This is a genomic window from Oenococcus sp., assembly GCF_047725585.1.
Taxonomy (GTDB): domain Bacteria; phylum Bacillota; class Bacilli; order Lactobacillales; family Lactobacillaceae; genus Oenococcus; species Oenococcus kitaharae_A.
This window is the reverse complement of record NZ_JBDNNF010000004.1, coordinates 87710-105185: the sequence shown is the minus strand read 5'-3', so window position 1 is coordinate 105185 and position 17476 is coordinate 87710. Positions and strand designations below refer to the sequence as shown.

General features: G+C 42.7%; 19 protein-coding genes. 11 read left to right on the top strand and 8 right to left on the bottom strand.

Translation table 11 applies throughout. The features are described from left to right. Nucleotides 1-2: 2 nt before the first annotated feature. The 8 genes from ABF487_RS06430 (at nt 3) to ABF487_RS06395 (ending at nt 5764) form a co-directional block, all read left to right on the top strand. The gene (locus ABF487_RS06430; protein ID WP_415634844.1) at nt 3-746 is read left to right on the top strand and encodes a sugar phosphate isomerase/epimerase family protein; all 744 of its coding nucleotides are present in this window, start codon (nt 3-5) and stop codon (nt 744-746) included. Next, nucleotides 743-2032 carry a gluconate:proton symporter gene (locus ABF487_RS06425; protein ID WP_415634843.1) on the top strand — a complete coding sequence of 430 codons (1290 nt, stop codon included), beginning with the start codon at nt 743-745 and terminating at the stop codon, nt 2030-2032. Before ABF487_RS06430 ends, ABF487_RS06425 begins: the two co-directional genes overlap by 4 nt. A gap of 6 nt (nt 2033-2038) precedes the next feature. Then, the gene (locus tag ABF487_RS06420; RefSeq protein ID WP_263779103.1) at nt 2039-3022 is read left to right on the top strand and encodes a sugar kinase; all 984 of its coding nucleotides are present in this window, start codon (nt 2039-2041) and stop codon (nt 3020-3022) included. Continuing rightward, a complete protein-coding gene (locus tag ABF487_RS06415) occupies nt 3000-3623 on the top strand; it encodes an orotidine 5'-phosphate decarboxylase / HUMPS family protein (RefSeq protein ID WP_415634842.1) in 624 nt (207 codons plus the stop codon). The genes ABF487_RS06420 and ABF487_RS06415 overlap by 23 nt, the downstream gene beginning before the upstream one ends. Beyond that, complete coding sequence (hxlB, locus tag ABF487_RS06410; RefSeq protein ID WP_415634841.1) at nt 3620-4162, top strand: 6-phospho-3-hexuloisomerase; 543 nt, start codon at nt 3620-3622, stop codon at nt 4160-4162. The genes ABF487_RS06415 and hxlB overlap by 4 nt, the downstream gene beginning before the upstream one ends. Before the next feature lie 26 nt (nt 4163-4188). Beyond that, on the top strand, nt 4189-4839 hold the full coding sequence (locus ABF487_RS06405) for a bifunctional 2-keto-4-hydroxyglutarate aldolase/2-keto-3-deoxy-6-phosphogluconate aldolase (protein ID WP_263779100.1): 651 nt from the start codon (nt 4189-4191) through the stop codon (nt 4837-4839). A gap of 200 nt (nt 4840-5039) precedes the next feature. Next, the gene (locus ABF487_RS06400) at nt 5040-5525 is read left to right on the top strand and encodes a site-specific integrase (protein WP_415634840.1); all 486 of its coding nucleotides are present in this window, start codon (nt 5040-5042) and stop codon (nt 5523-5525) included. Further along, nucleotides 5429-5764, top strand: a complete 336-nt coding sequence (locus ABF487_RS06395) for a tyrosine-type recombinase/integrase (RefSeq protein ID WP_415634893.1) — start codon at nt 5429-5431, stop codon at nt 5762-5764. The genes ABF487_RS06400 and ABF487_RS06395 overlap by 97 nt, the downstream gene beginning before the upstream one ends. Before the next feature lie 241 nt (nt 5765-6005). Here the strand turns inward: ABF487_RS06395 and ABF487_RS06390 are convergent, their stop codons facing one another. Beyond that, nucleotides 6006-6512: a MarR family winged helix-turn-helix transcriptional regulator gene (locus tag ABF487_RS06390; protein ID WP_415634839.1), complete on the bottom strand. Its 507-nt coding sequence runs from the start codon at nt 6510-6512 to the stop codon at nt 6006-6008. 136 nt (nt 6513-6648) lie between these two features. On the opposite strand from ABF487_RS06390, the gene ABF487_RS06385 reads away from it, so the two are divergent. Next, on the top strand, nt 6649-7590 hold the full coding sequence (locus ABF487_RS06385; RefSeq protein WP_415634838.1) for an ATP-binding cassette domain-containing protein: 942 nt from the start codon (nt 6649-6651) through the stop codon (nt 7588-7590). 12 nt (nt 7591-7602) lie between these two features. Continuing rightward, nucleotides 7603-8379 carry an ABC transporter permease gene (locus ABF487_RS06380; RefSeq protein WP_415634892.1) on the top strand — a complete coding sequence of 259 codons (777 nt, stop codon included), beginning with the start codon at nt 7603-7605 and terminating at the stop codon, nt 8377-8379. A 43-nt stretch (nt 8380-8422) separates the two neighbouring features. Here ABF487_RS06380 and ABF487_RS06375 read toward each other — a convergent pair whose 3' ends face one another. Then, entirely contained in the window at nt 8423-8692 is a 270-nt protein-coding gene (locus ABF487_RS06375) for a hypothetical protein (RefSeq protein WP_415634837.1), read from the bottom strand. Between the two features lie 187 nt (nt 8693-8879). Between ABF487_RS06375 and ABF487_RS06370 the strand changes: the two genes are divergently transcribed. Further along, nucleotides 8880-9059 (top strand): hypothetical protein, encoded by a 180-nt coding sequence (locus ABF487_RS06370; protein WP_415634836.1) that lies wholly within the window; start codon nt 8880-8882, stop codon nt 9057-9059. A gap of 32 nt (nt 9060-9091) precedes the next feature. On the opposite strand, the gene ABF487_RS06365 is transcribed toward ABF487_RS06370, so the two are convergent. From ABF487_RS06365 to ABF487_RS06340, 6 genes are all read right to left on the bottom strand, one after another. Next, nucleotides 9092-10195 carry a P1 family peptidase gene (locus ABF487_RS06365; RefSeq protein ID WP_415634835.1) on the bottom strand — a complete coding sequence of 368 codons (1104 nt, stop codon included), beginning with the start codon at nt 10193-10195 and terminating at the stop codon, nt 9092-9094. A 72-nt stretch (nt 10196-10267) separates the two neighbouring features. After that, nucleotides 10268-12172 (bottom strand): ABC transporter ATP-binding protein, encoded by a 1905-nt coding sequence (locus ABF487_RS06360; protein ID WP_415634834.1) that lies wholly within the window; start codon nt 12170-12172, stop codon nt 10268-10270. Next, complete coding sequence (locus tag ABF487_RS06355) at nt 12165-13997, bottom strand: ABC transporter ATP-binding protein (RefSeq protein WP_415634833.1); 1833 nt, start codon at nt 13995-13997, stop codon at nt 12165-12167. The genes ABF487_RS06360 and ABF487_RS06355 overlap by 8 nt, the downstream gene beginning before the upstream one ends. Before the next feature lie 76 nt (nt 13998-14073). Further along, the gene (locus ABF487_RS06350; protein ID WP_415634891.1) at nt 14074-14943 is read right to left on the bottom strand and encodes a sensor histidine kinase; all 870 of its coding nucleotides are present in this window, start codon (nt 14941-14943) and stop codon (nt 14074-14076) included. Nucleotides 14944-15196: 253 nt separating this feature from the next. Beyond that, nucleotides 15197-15895 (bottom strand): LytR/AlgR family response regulator transcription factor, encoded by a 699-nt coding sequence (locus ABF487_RS06345; RefSeq protein ID WP_415634832.1) that lies wholly within the window; start codon nt 15893-15895, stop codon nt 15197-15199. A 171-nt stretch (nt 15896-16066) separates the two neighbouring features. Then, complete coding sequence (locus ABF487_RS06340) at nt 16067-17407, bottom strand: PTS sugar transporter subunit IIC (protein ID WP_415625530.1); 1341 nt, start codon at nt 17405-17407, stop codon at nt 16067-16069. Nucleotides 17408-17476: the final 69 nt, after the last annotated feature.

The window sequence follows — 17476 nt, the reverse complement described above, 5'->3', positions numbered from 1 at the left end:
AAATGACAACATTTTTAAATACGTTGATTTTTGTGAAGCGGATTCAAGCCGGGCAGAGCCAGCTAGACTTGTTGGATGATGTGAAAGCACTGGGCGCTGATGGTGTCGAAGTGCGTTATGAGTATTTTAAGGATTTTGACCGGGAAGCACCAGCCATCAGAGAAAAGGCTCGGGAATTAGGCTTGCAGATTAGTTTGAGTATTCCTGATGAATTATTCGAGACAGATGGTTCTGTCAATCCTAAATTGCCGGCTTATTACGCTGAAAGTCTCGGCCTAGGCGCCAAGCGTGCCAAATTCAATACGGGTAATTTTGCGGCTTTTTCCGGAGATTTAAAAGCAGCTTTTGCGAATATTCCGGCTGCATTAAAAGTCGATGTTGAAAACGATCAAACAGCTGTTTCCGGACACATCGACAAATTTCTGCCTTTTTTGATTGCGGCTAAAGATACCGGTTTGTCAATTGGCTATGTCTATGATTTGGGAAACTGGGCTTATACAAAAGGGGATGCTGTTCAAAACGCGAAAAAATTAGCTGCTTTCACTGATTACATTCACTTTAAAAATGTCAAAGAAGCAAATGGCCAATTAATTACGACCGAAGATTTAAATGATGGCCAGTTTGATTGGCAAGCCATTATGGCGCTGCTGCCTAAAGATGCTGATCAGGCTTTGGAGTTCCCAATGCCTAATAATCAGCGGATTGCAAAAGAATTGGCGATTTTACGAGGCGCACAGCGGTCATGAATACGTTAATTGTTGCTTTATTATTGGTCACTTTTGTCGGCTTTATTATCTATATTTTTAAAGGTGGCAACTTAATGCTGGGATTTTTCATCATGGCGCTTTTATGGACTGTGATTGGTGGAATATCCTATCAGAAAGCGATAGTGAATGTTTTTGCAACACCGGTAGCTAATTATGGTTCGACAATTGTCTACATTATTTTCGGTTCCTGGTTCGGGCAGGTACTCGTTGAATCTGGTATAGCACCAGCCATATCTCACGCAACTGGTCGTTTTGGCAAAAAGAGACCGCTTATAACAGCTATTCTAGTTGTTCTGGTGACGGCTTTGATTTTTTCTAGTGCTTATGGCGTTGGTTCCGTGATTGCGATTGGTGTTATCTTATTACCTGTCTTGTTGTCTGTAGGTGTTCCACGTCCAATTGCATTAACAGCTTTTGCATTGGCAATCGGTGCACCAATGTATATTAATGTTGTGCTTTTTAACCAGATGAAAGCCTTCTTCCCTAAGGCCATCTATGGCGGAAAGTATTTAATTTTTGGCATTTGTGCTACCTTGGTCCAGCTGTTAGCGGTGATTATCTTTTTGACTATTCATGCACATAAATTTGATCCAAACAAGGCGTCGGCAAATTTGCAGGAAGTGGGTGCGACAGATCAACAAGTAGAAATACCCAAAATACCACTTATTGCTTGGATTATTCCTGTTGTTCCAGTAGCAATGAATATCATCTTTAAATGGGATGCGATTCCTTCTTTGGTGGTCGCTTCGATTTTAGCCATGCTTTTGACAGGAAAAATGCGCGGCTATAAAAAGATGATGTCTTTTATCAATGACACGATTCAAAAAGGTATTGGTAATATTGCGGGCCTGATTATGTTTCTGCTGATTTTGACGATGTTTTCCGGTGCTGCTAGTTTGAATGCTGAAAGATTCCAACCTATTTTCAAGGTAATTCTGCCGCATAGTACTCTTGCTATTTGTATTTTAATCGGGATTATTGCTCCCCTGTCTTTGTTTAGAGGACCACTACAAGTGTGGGGCGCTGGCGCGGCAACAGCAGCCGTCTTGTCAGGTATGCATTTATTCCCAGACAGCTTTTTGCTTCCGCTACTTTATACGGCGACTTTGTTTGCTGTCTCGACTGATATCACACAGTCTTGGAACGTCTGGGGTTTGGGCTACATGAAAGTCCAATCAAAAGAGCTGTTGAAATACGGTATTCCGGTCATGTGGATTGTGTCTATTATTAACGAATTTCTAGTCTATCAATTTCTTGGGAGATAAATAAAAATGAGTGAATTTATTACAATTGGTGAGCCATTAACTACTTTTGCTTCTATCGATGCAGATGTTGACCTAGCTCATGCAGAAAATTTTAAAAAAATCGTTGGTGGTGCGGAATTAAATGTTGCGATCGGCGTTTCTCGTCTGGGCCATTCAACTGAATATATTTCAAGAGTTGGGAAAGAACCATTAGGAGAGTTTGTGAAAAATCAGATTGACACAAATAATGTCGGTTCTGACTATATCAGTTTTGATGATCAGTACTGGACAGGCATCCAACTAAAACAAAAAGTTACCAAAGGAGACCCTGCAACCTATAATTTCCGTCGTAATTCGGCTGCAACTCACTTATCTCCCGATATTATTGACCAAGTTGATTTATCTGATGTTAAAATCGCGCATATGTCAGGTATTTTTCCAGCTATTTCAAAAACGGCGCAAAATTCCTTTCGCCGCTTGTTCAAACGGCTAAATGAACAGCATATTTTCACAACTTTTGATCCGAATTTGCGTCCCTCTCTTTGGCCAGACGAGGAGACAATGGTTAAAACAATTAATGAGTTAGCTACTTTTGCCGATGTTGTTTTACCTGGTGATAATGAAGGAGAAGTTTTGATTGGTACTCGAGACCCGGAGACAATCGCGGATTTTTACCTCCAAGCAGAGAAAACCCAAACCGTCATTGTTAAAGTGGGTCCTCAAGGGGCTTACGTTAAAAACAAAGGAAAAGAAGGATACTTTATCAACGGTTTTAAAGCGGCGCAAGTTGTCGACACCGTAGGAGCAGGTGATGGTTTTGCTCTAGGCTATATCACTGCTTTGCTAGAAGGCAAATCGCAAAAATCAGCTGTTATGCGTGGCAATGCCGTTGGATGCCTGCAGGTTCAGACGCCTGGCGACAATGATGGCTATCCAACGAAAAAAGAATTAGCTGATTTTTACGCGACACAAGGAGTAGAAGAGACAGATGAAATTACAAGCAGCCATTGATAGAAAATCATTAGCCGAGACGATTACCTTGGCTAAAATCCTTGACCCCGTCGTTGATATCATCGAAATCGGCACATCAGCGATTAAGGATTTTGGTTTTGTAGCTTTAAAAGATTTGAAGTCCCAGCTGCATCACGCACAACTACTTTTTGACATTAAGACCAATGATGAAGGCGATTACGAATTTAAGGCCGGTTTTGACGCAAAGGCCGATATTTTGACAGTCATGGGTGCGATGGATCATGCGACTTTGGCTAAGACCTATCAGGTTGCTCAAGATCGGCAAAAAGACATGTTTATCGATTTGATGGCCATGAGCGAGCAGCAAATTGCCCAGATTACTGATTTTCATCAGGCAATTTTCGGCCTGCACCATTCTCATGACTCGAGTCAGAACTTTGCTCCGACGGACTCGGTAGCAGCTTTTCATGAGCAGTTCCCGTCTATCAAACGCGTGGCTGTCGCGGGCGGCATTAACTTAACATCGGCTAAAACCCTAGCAGCTCAAGGCTTAACCGAAATCGTGATTGTCGGCGGTGCTATTGCCGGTTCTGACGATCCATTAGCATCAGCAAAAGAATTTATGGAGGTAATTAAATGACCTTAGTTGATCAAGTATTAGATGAAATTAAAACAGTCATGGAAGATGTGGATGAGCAGCAATTAGATGCGGCTGAAAAACTGATTGTGCCCAGCAAACGGATTTTCGTGCTCGGTGCCGGACGTTCAGGCCTGATGGCTAAAGGCTTTGCTATGCGTTTGATGCACATCGGCTACACGGTCTTTGTGATTGGCGAGACGATCACACCATCAATTGCACCTGGTGACGTCTTAGTCAGTGTTTCAGGTTCAGGCACAACCAGCAGCATTGTCGAGCTGACTGAAAAAGCGCATCAAGACGGTGTGACTGTGATCGGCGTGACCAGTAATGCTGCTTCGCCCTTGGCTAAGAATTCCGATCAAGTTCTGATCGTGCCGGGCGCCACCAAGACTGGCGATGGTGTGAAGTCGATCCAGTTATTAAGTACGCTATTCGATCAGACAACGCACATTACTTTAGATATTCTGACTTTAAAATTGAGCCGTCGTGACCATATCAGTAACGACTCGGCTAAAAATACTCATAGCAATATGGAGTGAATTATTAGAAAGGCCCGAGAGGTATGATGCAAAAGATTGAAACACTTAGAAAATTAATGGACAATGGCATCGTTGCTGTTGTCAGAGGAAATTCAGTAGAACAAGCTCAAAAAACCGCTGATGCAGTTGTTAAGGGGGGTATAAAAGCAATTGAGCTGACTTTTACTGTTCCTCACGCCGATAAATTAATTGACAAAGTCTCAGAAAAATATGTTAATGATGCGTCGGTTATTATTGGTGCTGGAACAGTTCTTGACTCAATTTCGGCGCGAATTGCAATTCTAGCAGGTGCCCAGTTTATTGTTTCACCTTCTTTTGATAAACAAGTGCTGGAAATTTGTAATCTCTATGCAGTCCCTTATTTGGCGGGTGCCCAATCATTATCGGAAATTCAAAGAGCCTTAGCTGGCGGTGTCGATATTATTAAGCTTTTTCCTGGTGACATAGCGACTCCTAAAATGGTAACAGCTGTCAAAAAAGGTCCCCTTCCTCAAGCTAATTTAATGCCGACGGGTGGAGTGAATATTGACAATATGGCAGAGTGGTTCGAGGCGGGAGTCGTTGCTGTTGGAACTGGGGGCTCTTTAACCAAACCTGCAGAAGAAGGAAACTATGAAGCAGTTACTCAAAATGCCCAAAATTTTTCGGACCGCCTTAATGAAATAAAACATGATTGAAGTTTTGGCGAATATAACAATGAGAACATTTTTATCCATTCATCTAATGAATATATCTTGTTAATCAACTCCTCTCTCATTATTGTTTCATGAGCCTATACCTTAACATTACAAATCTAGAGACAAAAAGGTCTATCAGCTAGGCTTTTTTTGTTTGTTCTATAAACATGTCTCAGAAAAAAATTTGTTCTTTCTTATAAATGCAAACGGCTTTCGATCTTGGTGATACCTGGTTACTGCTGGCCGATCAACGCTTTTTATTGTTAGTCAACTCCGATAAAGAACAACTTATTGAGTTTCTAAATAGTGCTTACCAGTTATATCATCAAGACTACCTCGGACGATACGCTTTTTTCAGACTATTAGCTTTTACCCGTATGAGAAAAGGTGAGGCATTAGCTTTGAACTGGTCTGATATCAACTTGAGCCAAAAAACGTTGTCTATTAGTAAGACCGTTGTAACTGTCACTGATGGCGATATCGTTTCTGATGAGCCCAAGACCAAAGCCAGCAATCGTGTCTTGACTCTAGATGAGGATACGGTATCTATTTTAAATGGAAGCTGCAACAACATGAGCTATACGAGAAACTGGGATATGGTTCATCCCCTTGTGAGTTCGTATTTAATAGCTCAGTCAACTGGTTTGTCAGTTGGGCAAAACCTAGGCAATGGTGCCGATCCATAGCTAAACAAGCTAATTTATCCCCTATAACGATTCACGGTCTTCGGCATACCTATGCCACTTTAGCTGTTCAAGCGGGGATGGATATTAAGCAGCTCCAATACCAGCTTGTTCATCACGATGCGCATACCACTCTGCAGATCTATGCTGAGGTCACAAAGAAACAGAAAACAGAAACGGCTAGTATTTTTGCTAATTTTGTTAATCAAAGTACCCAAATAAGTAATCAAGAAAATAACTAAATCGCTAAAACCTTATCGTACAAGTGTTACAGCATTGAGAGTTCGAATCCCGTAATGTCCATACAAATATGGTCTAAGGGTGTATAAAACCCTACAAATAGGGAAATTACTTTGACCAGTTTCATTATTGGTTTCACCACTTGTCCCGAAAAATCGTCAAAATTACCATTAATTGATTGAGGAAAAATGTCGATAAACGATATCTATTGCTTTTTAGCTTAATCGCTAGGGTTGACTACAGTTAAGGCTTAAACTGTTTTAAATATCGGCTGGCAAATAGCTTATGAAGTTTAACTCCTAAAGTAGAGTTAGCGGCATCTATATCTGCATACATGGCCGTCGTGATCTTAGATAACAACGATGACAATTGATCGAGTTCAGTGTCGGAGAGTGTCTTAATGAATGGAGGTACTTCTTGGGCAGCGGACTCGATTTGTTTTCGACCTTCACTAGTTAAATTCACTAAGTTGATGCGCCGATCATTAGGTGATTTTGTCAAAGTGACTAAATGATACTTAACAAGTTTATTGACAAATTCGCTCGTAGACTGAGGCGAAATTCCCAGGCGTGTAGCCAGTTCCCGTTGTGATAAATGGTCTTCATCAGCCAACGCCAGTAAAATCTTGCCTTGGCCTTGAACTGTTAAGCGTGGCCGCGCCTGTTTGATGACATCATCATAGATTTTACTGAGCTGTTCATACTCCGCCAATTTTCCGGCGGCCAGTTCTGCCTTGATTTTATTTGCCATGATTCGCTACGCCATCCATTACTCTTTTAAATATACAACATTCCTAGCCCTGAAAACGGCCGCTTGACAATTTAGTCAGATACCCTTACTATATATTTGATCTGGGGGCCCTGATCGAATAATAGGAGAACAAATTATGAATCACGATAACATCGTTCAAGTCAGGAATATTGAAAAACATTTTGGCGACAAAATAGCAATCCAAGGTGTTTCTTTTGCCATTAAAAAAGGTGAGATTTTCGGTTTATTAGGCCCAAACGGCGCTGGAAAAACCACTATTTTAAAGATGATCACGACTTTATTGCGCCAAGACGCAGGAAAAATTTTATTGAACGGTTTTGACACGCTGGCACAGAGCCGTTTTGCACGTCAACAATTCAGTGTGACTGGCCAAACTGCGGCGATTGATGAAGATTTGAGTGCACGCGAGAATTTAATGATTTTCGGTAAGCTAAACGGTTTAACAGGTGCCGCCGCTCGTAACCGTGCCACCGAATTATTAACAGATTTCGACTTACTGCATTCAGCTGATCAAACATTAGCAACATTTTCTGGGGGTATGCGCCGCCGATTGGACTTAGCTGTTAGCTTGATTGGAAAACCCGCGATTTTGTTTTTAGATGAGCCAACCACTGGATTGGATCCAAGAACAAGAACACAGATGTGGCAAGCCATCCAAAAACTGGTTGCCCAAGGTTCAACCGTGTTATTAACAACTCAATATCTAGAAGAAGCCGATCACTTAGCTGATCGCATTGCCCTGATTGACCACGGTCGTATGATCGCAATCGGGACACCAAGCCAGCTCAAACAACAAGTCGGCGGTCTGCAGCTTCGACTAGAGGTGGCTGATTTAAAACAAGTCACAAAAGCCCAAACAATTATTCAAGACGTTTTAGCAGCATCTGTGCACGTTGATGAACGAACCCTGACCGCATTGCTTGACGACTCCGGAATGTCGGTAGTTTCACAAATTTTAAATCAGCTCCAGACTGCAGGGATTGCCATGAACAATTTTGCTGTTGAAACAGCATCGCTGGATGATGTTTTTCTAAAAATGACGGTGGGAAAAAATTAGGGAGAATAAATGATGCAATCAACTACAAACAAAAATCTTGTTTTCAGCAACATCTTAACTATGACGCACCGCAATCTACTGAAGACGCTGCATAATCCCGATAATTTTAGTGACGTAATTATGCAACCCGTGATCTTCACATTATTGTTCGGTTATCTGTTCGGCGGCGTCATTGCGGGAAGTGTTCACGCCTACTTGCCCATGCTGGTGTCTGGCATTCTGGTGCAAAGTATTTTAAACGCAGCCTCAGGTTCCGGTCAGCAATTGCGTGAAGATATTAATGCAGGTGTCTTTGATCGTTTCAAGACTCTGCCGATTTCACCAATTGTGCCGCTAGCAGGTCAATTAGTGGGTGACATCTTTCGCCTGCTGATTTCAGGAGCCATGGCCTTGATCACGGCCTTTTTCATGGGCTGGCGGCCAACAGTCGGCTTGCCAGCACTAATCGCAGTGCTATTATTAGCTATTTTTATCGGCTGGTCCACCTCTTGGATCTTTGCCTTGGTAGGCTTGATTGCCAAGAATGCGGAGCTCATTGGCAGCGTATCTATGGTGATTATCCTAGTGATGACATTTTTATCTAACGCCTTTATTCCCACAAAAACATTGCCAAAATTTATTCAGACGCTAGTGAAGATTAACCCGGTGAGTTTGACCATCTCGGCAATTAGAACCATTCTGAGAACCGGTCAATGGAGCGGCAATGCCACTGCGGTCTTTATTAGCGGAGGAATCATTATTTTGATCTTTATGCCCCTGACTGTCTTTGTCTATCAGCGACGGCGTTAAAAGCGATTAAAACTCAGAAGAAAAATAGCTCCCTGATTGAGAATCAAAACCAAGTGATTGATGAAAATGCAATATCCTCATCAAAGTTTGGACGTGTGATCCTCGTTAGCAAATCAAGGCCTTCTTTGGATAAGTTTCTTTCTAAAGCTAGTTTCCTTAACTGCTGTGCCAAATATGCAAGTACCATACGGTCCCGCTGACCGCCTTCAAGTCGAGCAATAGCAGTATTTATGATTTGCTTTTCATCCAACTTATTGAACTGAATTTTTTGCAATTCTTCCTTAAGACTTTGTTTTTTATCTGATGACTTCATTTTTAAAACTCTTTTTCAATTCACTACCGGCTTATTCCACTAACACCAGTTAATCGATCATTCTGAGCGGATGATTTGCCAATATTTTACCACTGTCACAGAAGGTCGGTTTTAATGTGGCCTTTAATTTTCCTTGATAGAATAGAGTTGTAAACATCTAGCGAACCTACCTTTTAAAGGAGGAACTATGATCAGTCAGACACAACAATCTCATCCAAAGAATGTTGAAATCAAGGAATTGAAACAGGTCCCACAGCATCCTTTGGCCTCCAAGGATCAAGCAGTACTCGATTCGGTCAATTTTTTACAAAATAAAAATCTGTATAATGCTATCGTTGTATTTCTTAAATTAAAGAGACCAACATAATTTAGCAAAGGAGCTGCGGCTCCTTTTTTGATTCATTTGATACCGAGCTGGTGGAAAAGATCATGAACCATACCAGTATATTTGGGCTGCGTTTCAATTAATTGTTTAGCGGCATCCACTAGGTTGAGACATAAATAACCCTTGCGATCCATGGTTGTTTTGGCATGCAGCAAGGAACTCAAAACAGCTTCGTCAACGCTGGCAGCGGCTGCTCTAAAAAAGGTATCAATATGATTGTCATTAAATCGGAAAACCGTGTCAAAATCATGCTTGGCAAAATGCTGGACCAAATTCGTTGTCGAAAAGGCAAAAACAATTTCGCCACTGCCGTTTCCCTCATAGCCGCCAGTCCGGCCAATACCAACTGCGGCCCGCTTGGCTAAACGCTTCAACTGTCGTGAGTCCAAAGGTGCATCAGTAGCCAAGACAGTAATAATTGATCCTTTTTCCTCTTTTTGCTTACCGGTAACTAAAATTTCCGACAAAGCTTTACCGATCGGCATACCAGCAACAGTAAAATCTGAAAGAAAACCATAATTAGTCATCACCAAGGCACCAACTGTGTAATGTCGGTCATCAATTTCAATAACGCGGGAAGATGAGCCGATGCCGCCTTTCAAACCATAACAAATCATGCCGCGGCCGCCACCAACAGCTCCTTCTGAGAAAGTATCTTTGGCAGCATCCAATGCCGAAAAAACATCCGACTCGGTGATCTGCATGCTGCGAATGTCTGACACAACCCCATCATTACATTCGGCAACAATTGGATTGACTGTACTAGTTGTCTGACCAATTTCTGGATTTTCCTTCAGCATATATTTCGTCAAAGCATTGATTGCCGTGCCCACTGCAAAAGTATTTGTTAAAATAATCGGCGTTTCAATCGTTCCCAGTTCATCAATCTGAATTAAACCAACGCTTTTTCCAAAACCATTAATGACATAAGATGCAGCCGGCACTTTTTCTCTAAACAGATTACCCGAATGAGGAAAAATCGCTGTCACACCACTATGAAAATTGCCTTCATCGTGATTTATTTGACCCACTTTGACACCGGCAACATCTGTGATTAAGTTTTTAGGGCCTTTAATCCCATCTGAAAGGTCGTTAATTAAATTGACCGATAAACCCATATTGAATACCTCGACATCTAGCTGACATCATCTCACAAAATATAGGAAATGTTTCCCAAGATACTCCGCTAGTCAACCAGTCACAGCATTCGTCTTTTTGTCGCCATTGGCGCGTTCGGACGCAACTCGATCATCGGTATAGTATTTTGCTTGTGCATTGAAGAGATCTCGATACAAGCCCGGCTGTGCCATCAAAGAATCGTGCGTCCCATCTTGGACAATCTGTCCTTGATTAAAGACAATAATTCGTTGGGAAAAACGCGTCGAACTCATGCGATGCGAAATATAAATTGCTGTCTTATCGGCGATCAGGTCATCAAAACGCTGATAAATCTCATATTCAGAAATAGGATCCAAAGCTGCAGTCGGCTCATCTAGTATGACAACAGGTGCATTCTTATACCAAGCTCGGGCAATTGCGATTTTTTGTGCTTCTCCGCCCGAAACTGCAACACCATCAGGAGATAAAGCTGTTGTTAATGGGGTATCGATCGTCTTGGGTAGTTCGACGACTCGTTTTTTGATATCCGCAATATCAAGTGCTTGCCAGACGCGTGTCTTGTCAGGCATAGAGCCTGTCGCCACATTTTCGGAAATACTATAGGCGAATAGACGAAAATCTTGGAAAACAACACCCATCAGGCTCTCATATTCTTTAGCTTCATACTTGGCTATATCAATATCATTCAGCGTAATCTTTCCCTCGGTCGGCGCATACAAACGCGTCAAGAGCATAATTAATGTCGTTTTACCAGATCCATTGGGTCCGACAATTGCCAGGCGTTCTCCAACATGAAGATCCAGATTCACATGTCTCAGTGCCCATGTATCGCTACCGGGATATTTGAAAGACACATCATGAAAGCTGATAGCAAAATCATTATCGGTTCGTTTTTCGACCGGTAAACTGCCCGATTCTGCCGCGTCAGGTAGAGAAAAGAAATCACTAAAGTATTGCAGATAATCAATCATATTCAGATACCAGCCAACACTGCCTGTAAATTCATTAAAGGCATTCATAAATTGTTGAAAATAGCCGACAGCAATCAAAACTGTGCCGATCGCAATACCACCGCCAAAGGCCTGCAGTCCAATCAAGGCAAACAAGGCACCAACTAAAAGATTAATCAGAATAGTAGGCGGCAGGGCATAAAGGAGCGAACCGATTGCTCCCCGCCAATAGTCTTCCCAGCTCTTGCTATTTGAGGCCTCTTCTTGGGATTCGATCAACTTATCTGCATGATAAAGCCGTGTTAATTCACCGTGTTTAAAAGTATCAACAAAATTAATAAAATAACCAAATACACGATTTTCTCGAATAATGCCGGCAATCATTTTACGCTGCTGGATGTTGCCGCGTTGAGTCGCCCAGAAGCCTAATCCGATTGGTGCAGCCAGCAGCAGCACAAGGGTCAGCGGATAATAGAAACCATTGAAAAAACCAGCAGCTGTTGCATTCATTCTCACATGGCCCTGCGCCAAGGTGATAAAGATTCCGATGGCGAAAATAGCCGAAATGATTAAGGAAAAAGTATCCCTAAAACCGTTCTGCAATAATGACGTCAGACCACCACTCATATTTATGCCGCGCTTGGTTCCTGTGTATGCTTCACGCATCTGCGGCGATTCAAAATCCGAATAACTGATACTAAGCAGTTTTTCTGTTGTTTTAGATCTCAATCTTTGACCAACATAAGTCTCATGATCGGCCGCTAATTTTTCCAGCCAGCTGGTAATAAGCGTTACAAACAAACGCGCCCCCAGGAAGATTGCCAATAACAGCAGCATATGATCATTTGAAAACCCACGCTGCAAGCCGATCAACAATAGTCCCAAAAAAGCGATATTCAGGTATGGACTGGCGAGCATTGCAAAGGCATAAGCCAATTCCAACCAGACTGCTTTAGCATCAAGTGTATGAACAACGCGAATAATATTCCAAAGTTTTTGTCCAAAATTTTTCTTCTGATTAGTCATGGCCATCACCCGATTTCAGATTCTTTTGATAATATTTGCTTTGTACTCGATACATTTCCGCGTAACTGCCACCTTGGGCCATCAGCTCTTCGTGTGTGCCTTGTGCTGCAATCTTGCCGTCTGCCAAAAAAATAATCCGGTCGCAAAAACGTGTCGATGCCAAACGATGTGAGATAAAAATAGCTGATTTCCCCTGTACTAATCCAGCAAAACTTTCATACACCTCATTTTCAGCCAGCGCATCCAAGGCAGCAGTCGGCTCATCAAGCACCAATACCGGTGCATTCTTGTAAACTGCTCGTGCCAGCATGAGTTTCTGTGCTTGTCCGCCTGAAAATTCAACACCCTTATCTTCAATATTTCGCGTCATTGGGGTCTCAACCCCATTGGGCAGACTGGCGATTTTTTCCGTTAGACCAGCCGTTGCTAAAGCTGTTTGAACACGTGCAGAATCAGGCGTGCTTGTTAGCGCGATGTTGTTGGCGACCGAAGCAGCTATCAGTGTTGTTTCCTGAAAGACCGGAGCAAACAGATCATAGCGATCCTGCAGCGGTATCATAGCCGCATTAAGGCCATTAATGGTGATACGGCCGCTGCCAGGCGTAAAAAGTCCGATCATTAATTTGACGATCGTGCTTTTGCCAGCGCCATTGACACCGGCCAAAGCCAATTTTTCACCAGCATGCATCGTAAAACTAACATCCTGCAATGTTTCTTTTACTGCCTCTGGATAAGTAAAATTAACGTGGTCAAAAATAATCGTGACAGGTCTTTTCGCTAGCTGTTTTGCCATAGCTGCTGATAATGGAGGCAGATTTTTCTCCTTAGAAGTGTCCAAAAAACGCCTGACATCCTGCAAATCAATACTAGCCTTTTGTAGTATATGCATATCTTCCAGCAGCTGATTGGTTAGTGTCACAAACTGATTAGTCACAGAAAACAACAGCGTGAACTGGCCCAAGGTGAGGGTTTTGGCCAATACGGCCGCAATTAAGTAGCTATATGCTGCGGCGTCTCTAACCAATCCGGCCACTTCCCCGATCATGCGGCTAACCATCTCGCGCCTACTACTGCGGCGCTGCCACTGCATACGATCGTGAATCAATTTGTCCAGATGCGCGTGGTACCAGCTTTGAACATGATAAAGGCGGACATCCTTGCCGTTTTCACTGGCATAACCCGTACGTTCGAGATAATCCTGCTGTTTCTCGTCAGCCGCCCAAATATTTTTATGTTTGTCGTACCAATCACGGAACCATTGCAAAGCAAAATAACTGGCTACTGCCGCCAGCAACACCAAAACAAATAGCCAAGGGGTAAAAGCACTTAAAGTCAGCACAAAAATCAAGAGCGTGATACTATCTGCCAGAGCACCTTCAAGCCCGAAAAAAATTGCCTGAGCGCCAGCCATTGTCCAAGAAGTACCATTGGTCGATGCTTCATGGTAAAGTTTCTCGGTACTTGGTTCGATTAATTGCTGATAAGGCACTGACAAGACACGACTATGCATCTGCAGCAGGACGCGAGATCGGACTGCACCGCTAAGATCGCGTCCATATGAAAGACACAAGTTCTGAGCCACGACAGTACCAGCCAAAGCGGCAGCCATCGCCAAAGCAACTGTGGCATAGTTTGCAAAGTGCGCGCGCGACGCCAGCAAAGAGACCAGCCAAGCCGGGATAATTACACTAATTACCGATACGATAGCGGTAAGGCAGATATAACCGACAAGTGTCCATTTAATCCAAGGACGTTCTTGGCACATAATTCCCCACCACCAGTGTAAGTTGTTCCACAAAGAATATGTCAGATGTTTTTCAGCCATGATAATCGCCTTCTTTTCTTTACTTCACTTACCCTACAAAAAAAATGACCATTGAGGCCATTTTTTGCGTAAATGGTTATTTACTCTGCGCAAGTGGTATGGCAATTTCCGTCACGAAAACTTCGTCTTCGTATTGACGATTGATCATACCGCCATATTTAGAAACCAGTTTGTTGATACGGCGAATGCCAAGGCCGCGTTTGTCATTTTTGGTCGAGGCATAATGAAAATCAATAGTCTGATCGCGCGGGCGCGAATTCGTCACAGATATATAAAGCTGCTGTTTCAAAATGGCGATATAAACACGCAGGCGCCGCATCTCGCCATCCGGCTGCTCTTCAATTGCTTCCAGGGCATTATCCATTAAATTTCCCACAATCACAACCAAGTCTAAATCCTTAATCAAAGGCCTTGTGCCGACAAACACCTTAGCATTGGTTGGGATATGTGCATGTTCGGCTAAAGTGAGTTTTGCATTCATGATTGCATCCAGCAAAACGTTGCCAGAATGGATCAGTGTATCTACTGTATCCAAGCGTTCTTCGAGGGAATCCAGGTAATTGCGTGCTTCGGCGACATGCTGATCATCCAGATACGCTTTTAAAGCCTGCAAGTGATCATGATAATCATGCCGCCAGCCGCGCATATTGGCATACAAATCCTGCACTTCCTGACTATACTGAGCCATCATCTGGTCTAATCCAATGGCAAAAACAGCATCCTGCTGCGTAAAGAAAAAAGAAATAAGTTCGGTCATAAATAAAAGCAGCAAAGCAATCGCTAAAGTCAAAACAACTTGCGGCCAGCTCGACAAAAAAGACGCTAAAACAGCCAGTGCCAACATCCATGCTGTCCCTAATAAACGCAATGGCCAATGCCGTTGGCTTTGCCACAAATGAATTTCGCCCGTTGCCAGCAGCAGCCAAACATAAGGCAAAGCTATCAACCAAAAGCTCAGGATCACAGCTACGATGATGTCCCCGCAAATGATCAACTGGGATAATGCCGCTTTACGCCGATGCCAATCCCATAAACTAAGAATAAGTAGTAAGCAAGCCGGTAGCCAGTAAAGTCCAAACCAGACAGCTAATGCGGTCATGACGGAAACTATAATAGCTGCAGTTGCACGCCGGAAAAGAGAAAAAGACTGACTAACAAGCCAGCTGCTTGTGCCGACAGCAATGGCTGCCACTAAAATACTAGTCATTATCAGCCAGCTTTCGATAATGTGTAAAAAAGGCTTGTTTGACCTTAGCGGCTTGCTTCCGCGACAAAGGATATTGCGTACCGTCTGCCATATCGACAAGGCTTGGAGACAGACGCCGGATAAAACTGAGATTCACAAGTACTGACCGATAAACTTGAACAAAACCTTGTTTCGTGAGATTCGAAAAATCCTTTAATTGCCCAGAGCTTCGTATAACACCTTGTTGTGTGTGAAACAACAGCTCATGGTTCAAAACTTCAACGACCAGTAAATCGAATAAATTAATCCGGCGGGTTCCATCATCCGTTTTCACAACAATGCCTGCAGGCGGCTTCAACTTAGTAACTTTATGAAGAATATGTGCCACCTTACCCGAAGTAAGCGGCTTCATAATATAAGCCAATGCATTCACATCGTAACCTTCAAAGACATATTCCTCATAATTACTGAGAAAAACAAGCGGTACCGTGGCATCGACCTGCCGGATTTTCTTAGCCAGCGTCATGCCATCTGCTCCGGTTAAACGAATATCTAAGACTAGTAAATCTGGCGTAATGGCCGCGAAAAGATAGGATTCAGCCGAACTAAAGCTACGTACTACAACGGGAAGATTGACAGTACCTGCCTTGGCAAATAATTCAGCATTGTTTTCACGTGTGCGTTCATCATCTTCAATGATTGCAAGCAGCATGGTAGATCTCCTAGCCTAAAACTAAAAACATTATAGCACCGGGCTTAAAAACAACTAGCTTGACAGCAAGACAGCTAATCTAGAAAAACAATAACATCCCCAAGGAATCTGAAGTAATAAAAAAGCTAACCTGTTGGGCTAGCTTTTTCAGGTTTCATATTCTAAACATATTTATTTGCTTAAGATTTCTTGTTCTTTTGCCTGCTCTTGCTGATAAAGAATCTTATCGTAACGACGTGCAAATGGGAAGTAGACAAAGAATGAAGCAGCTATAACAATTGCTTGCCAAATTGCCATCTGCCAACCGCCAACCAAGAATCCTGAGATGATCGGCGGCGTTGTCCAGGGAACCATAACACCGGTCAAATAAGGCAGCACATGAATCTGAATTAAGACATATGTGGCACACATCGACAGAGCTGGCATCAAAATAAACGGCAATGCCAGCAAAGGATTAAGCACGATTGGCAATCCAAACAGTGTCGGTTCATTGATATTAAAGGCTCCCGGTACTAGGGATAGTTTTCCGATACTCTTCATTTGAGCAGAACGTGCAAAGAATGACATGAAGATTACTAGTCCAAGAGTCATACCAGAACCGGTAACCGTACCGAATTGATCAAGCAGAGGCTGAATGAAGATATGGCCGCCATTAGCAGCAGTTACAACACCATCAGCTTTAAAAATAGCAGCGTTTGAAAGTGCATTAGCTTGCAGAATTGGTGACATAATACCACTAACAATAATGGCACCGTGAACACCAAAGAACCAGAAGAAAGGTATCAAAAGTGCAACACCCAACACGCCACCGAAGCTGTCAGTCAAGCCTTGCAGAGGAATCTGAACCACATGGTAAATCCACTGTGTCATGGTTTCATTTGCTGCTGCATCAAACAGAATATAAACCAGCAGCCAGCCAACAACAATGACAAAAGCCGGAATTAAAGCAACAAATGAAGCAGATACAGCTGGCGGAACTTGCTCCGGCAGCTTGATTGTAATCTTATGCTTGATAAACCAAGAATAAATCCAACCAGTAATCATACCAACAATAATAGCGGCAATCATACCCTGACCGCCAAGCCATGTTCGATCAATGAAACCACCAAGCAGCGTTGGTGCTTGACTAGCTGAAATGACGGTTTTAGTACCATTCATAACAGCAGTGGTCGGGTGCATAACAAGAATAAAACTCACGAAGGCAGTCAAACCAGCAGGAAGTGGTTCATATCCTTCATTTTTAACCCAAACATAAGCAATACCGGTAACTGCAAAAACAGAAACGATACCAAACGAAGCATTATATGCCTGCGTAAAATATGCCGATAGGCCTGTGGATGTCATCCAATTTGCAATTGGTGTATATGGAAATGAACTCAGCAGCAGGAAGACCGACCCAACCATGATGAATGGCAAACTGACGATCATACCGTCTTTTAAGGCCGTGATCGCTTTAGTATTCACAAATTTCATCACAGGAGGCAAAATTGTTTTGTTGACAAAATTGTTCATAAATAATTAACGCTCCTCTCAATTGAATTAAATAAGCGCGATATTTGTTAAACTGTCTTTTTCAAGAAA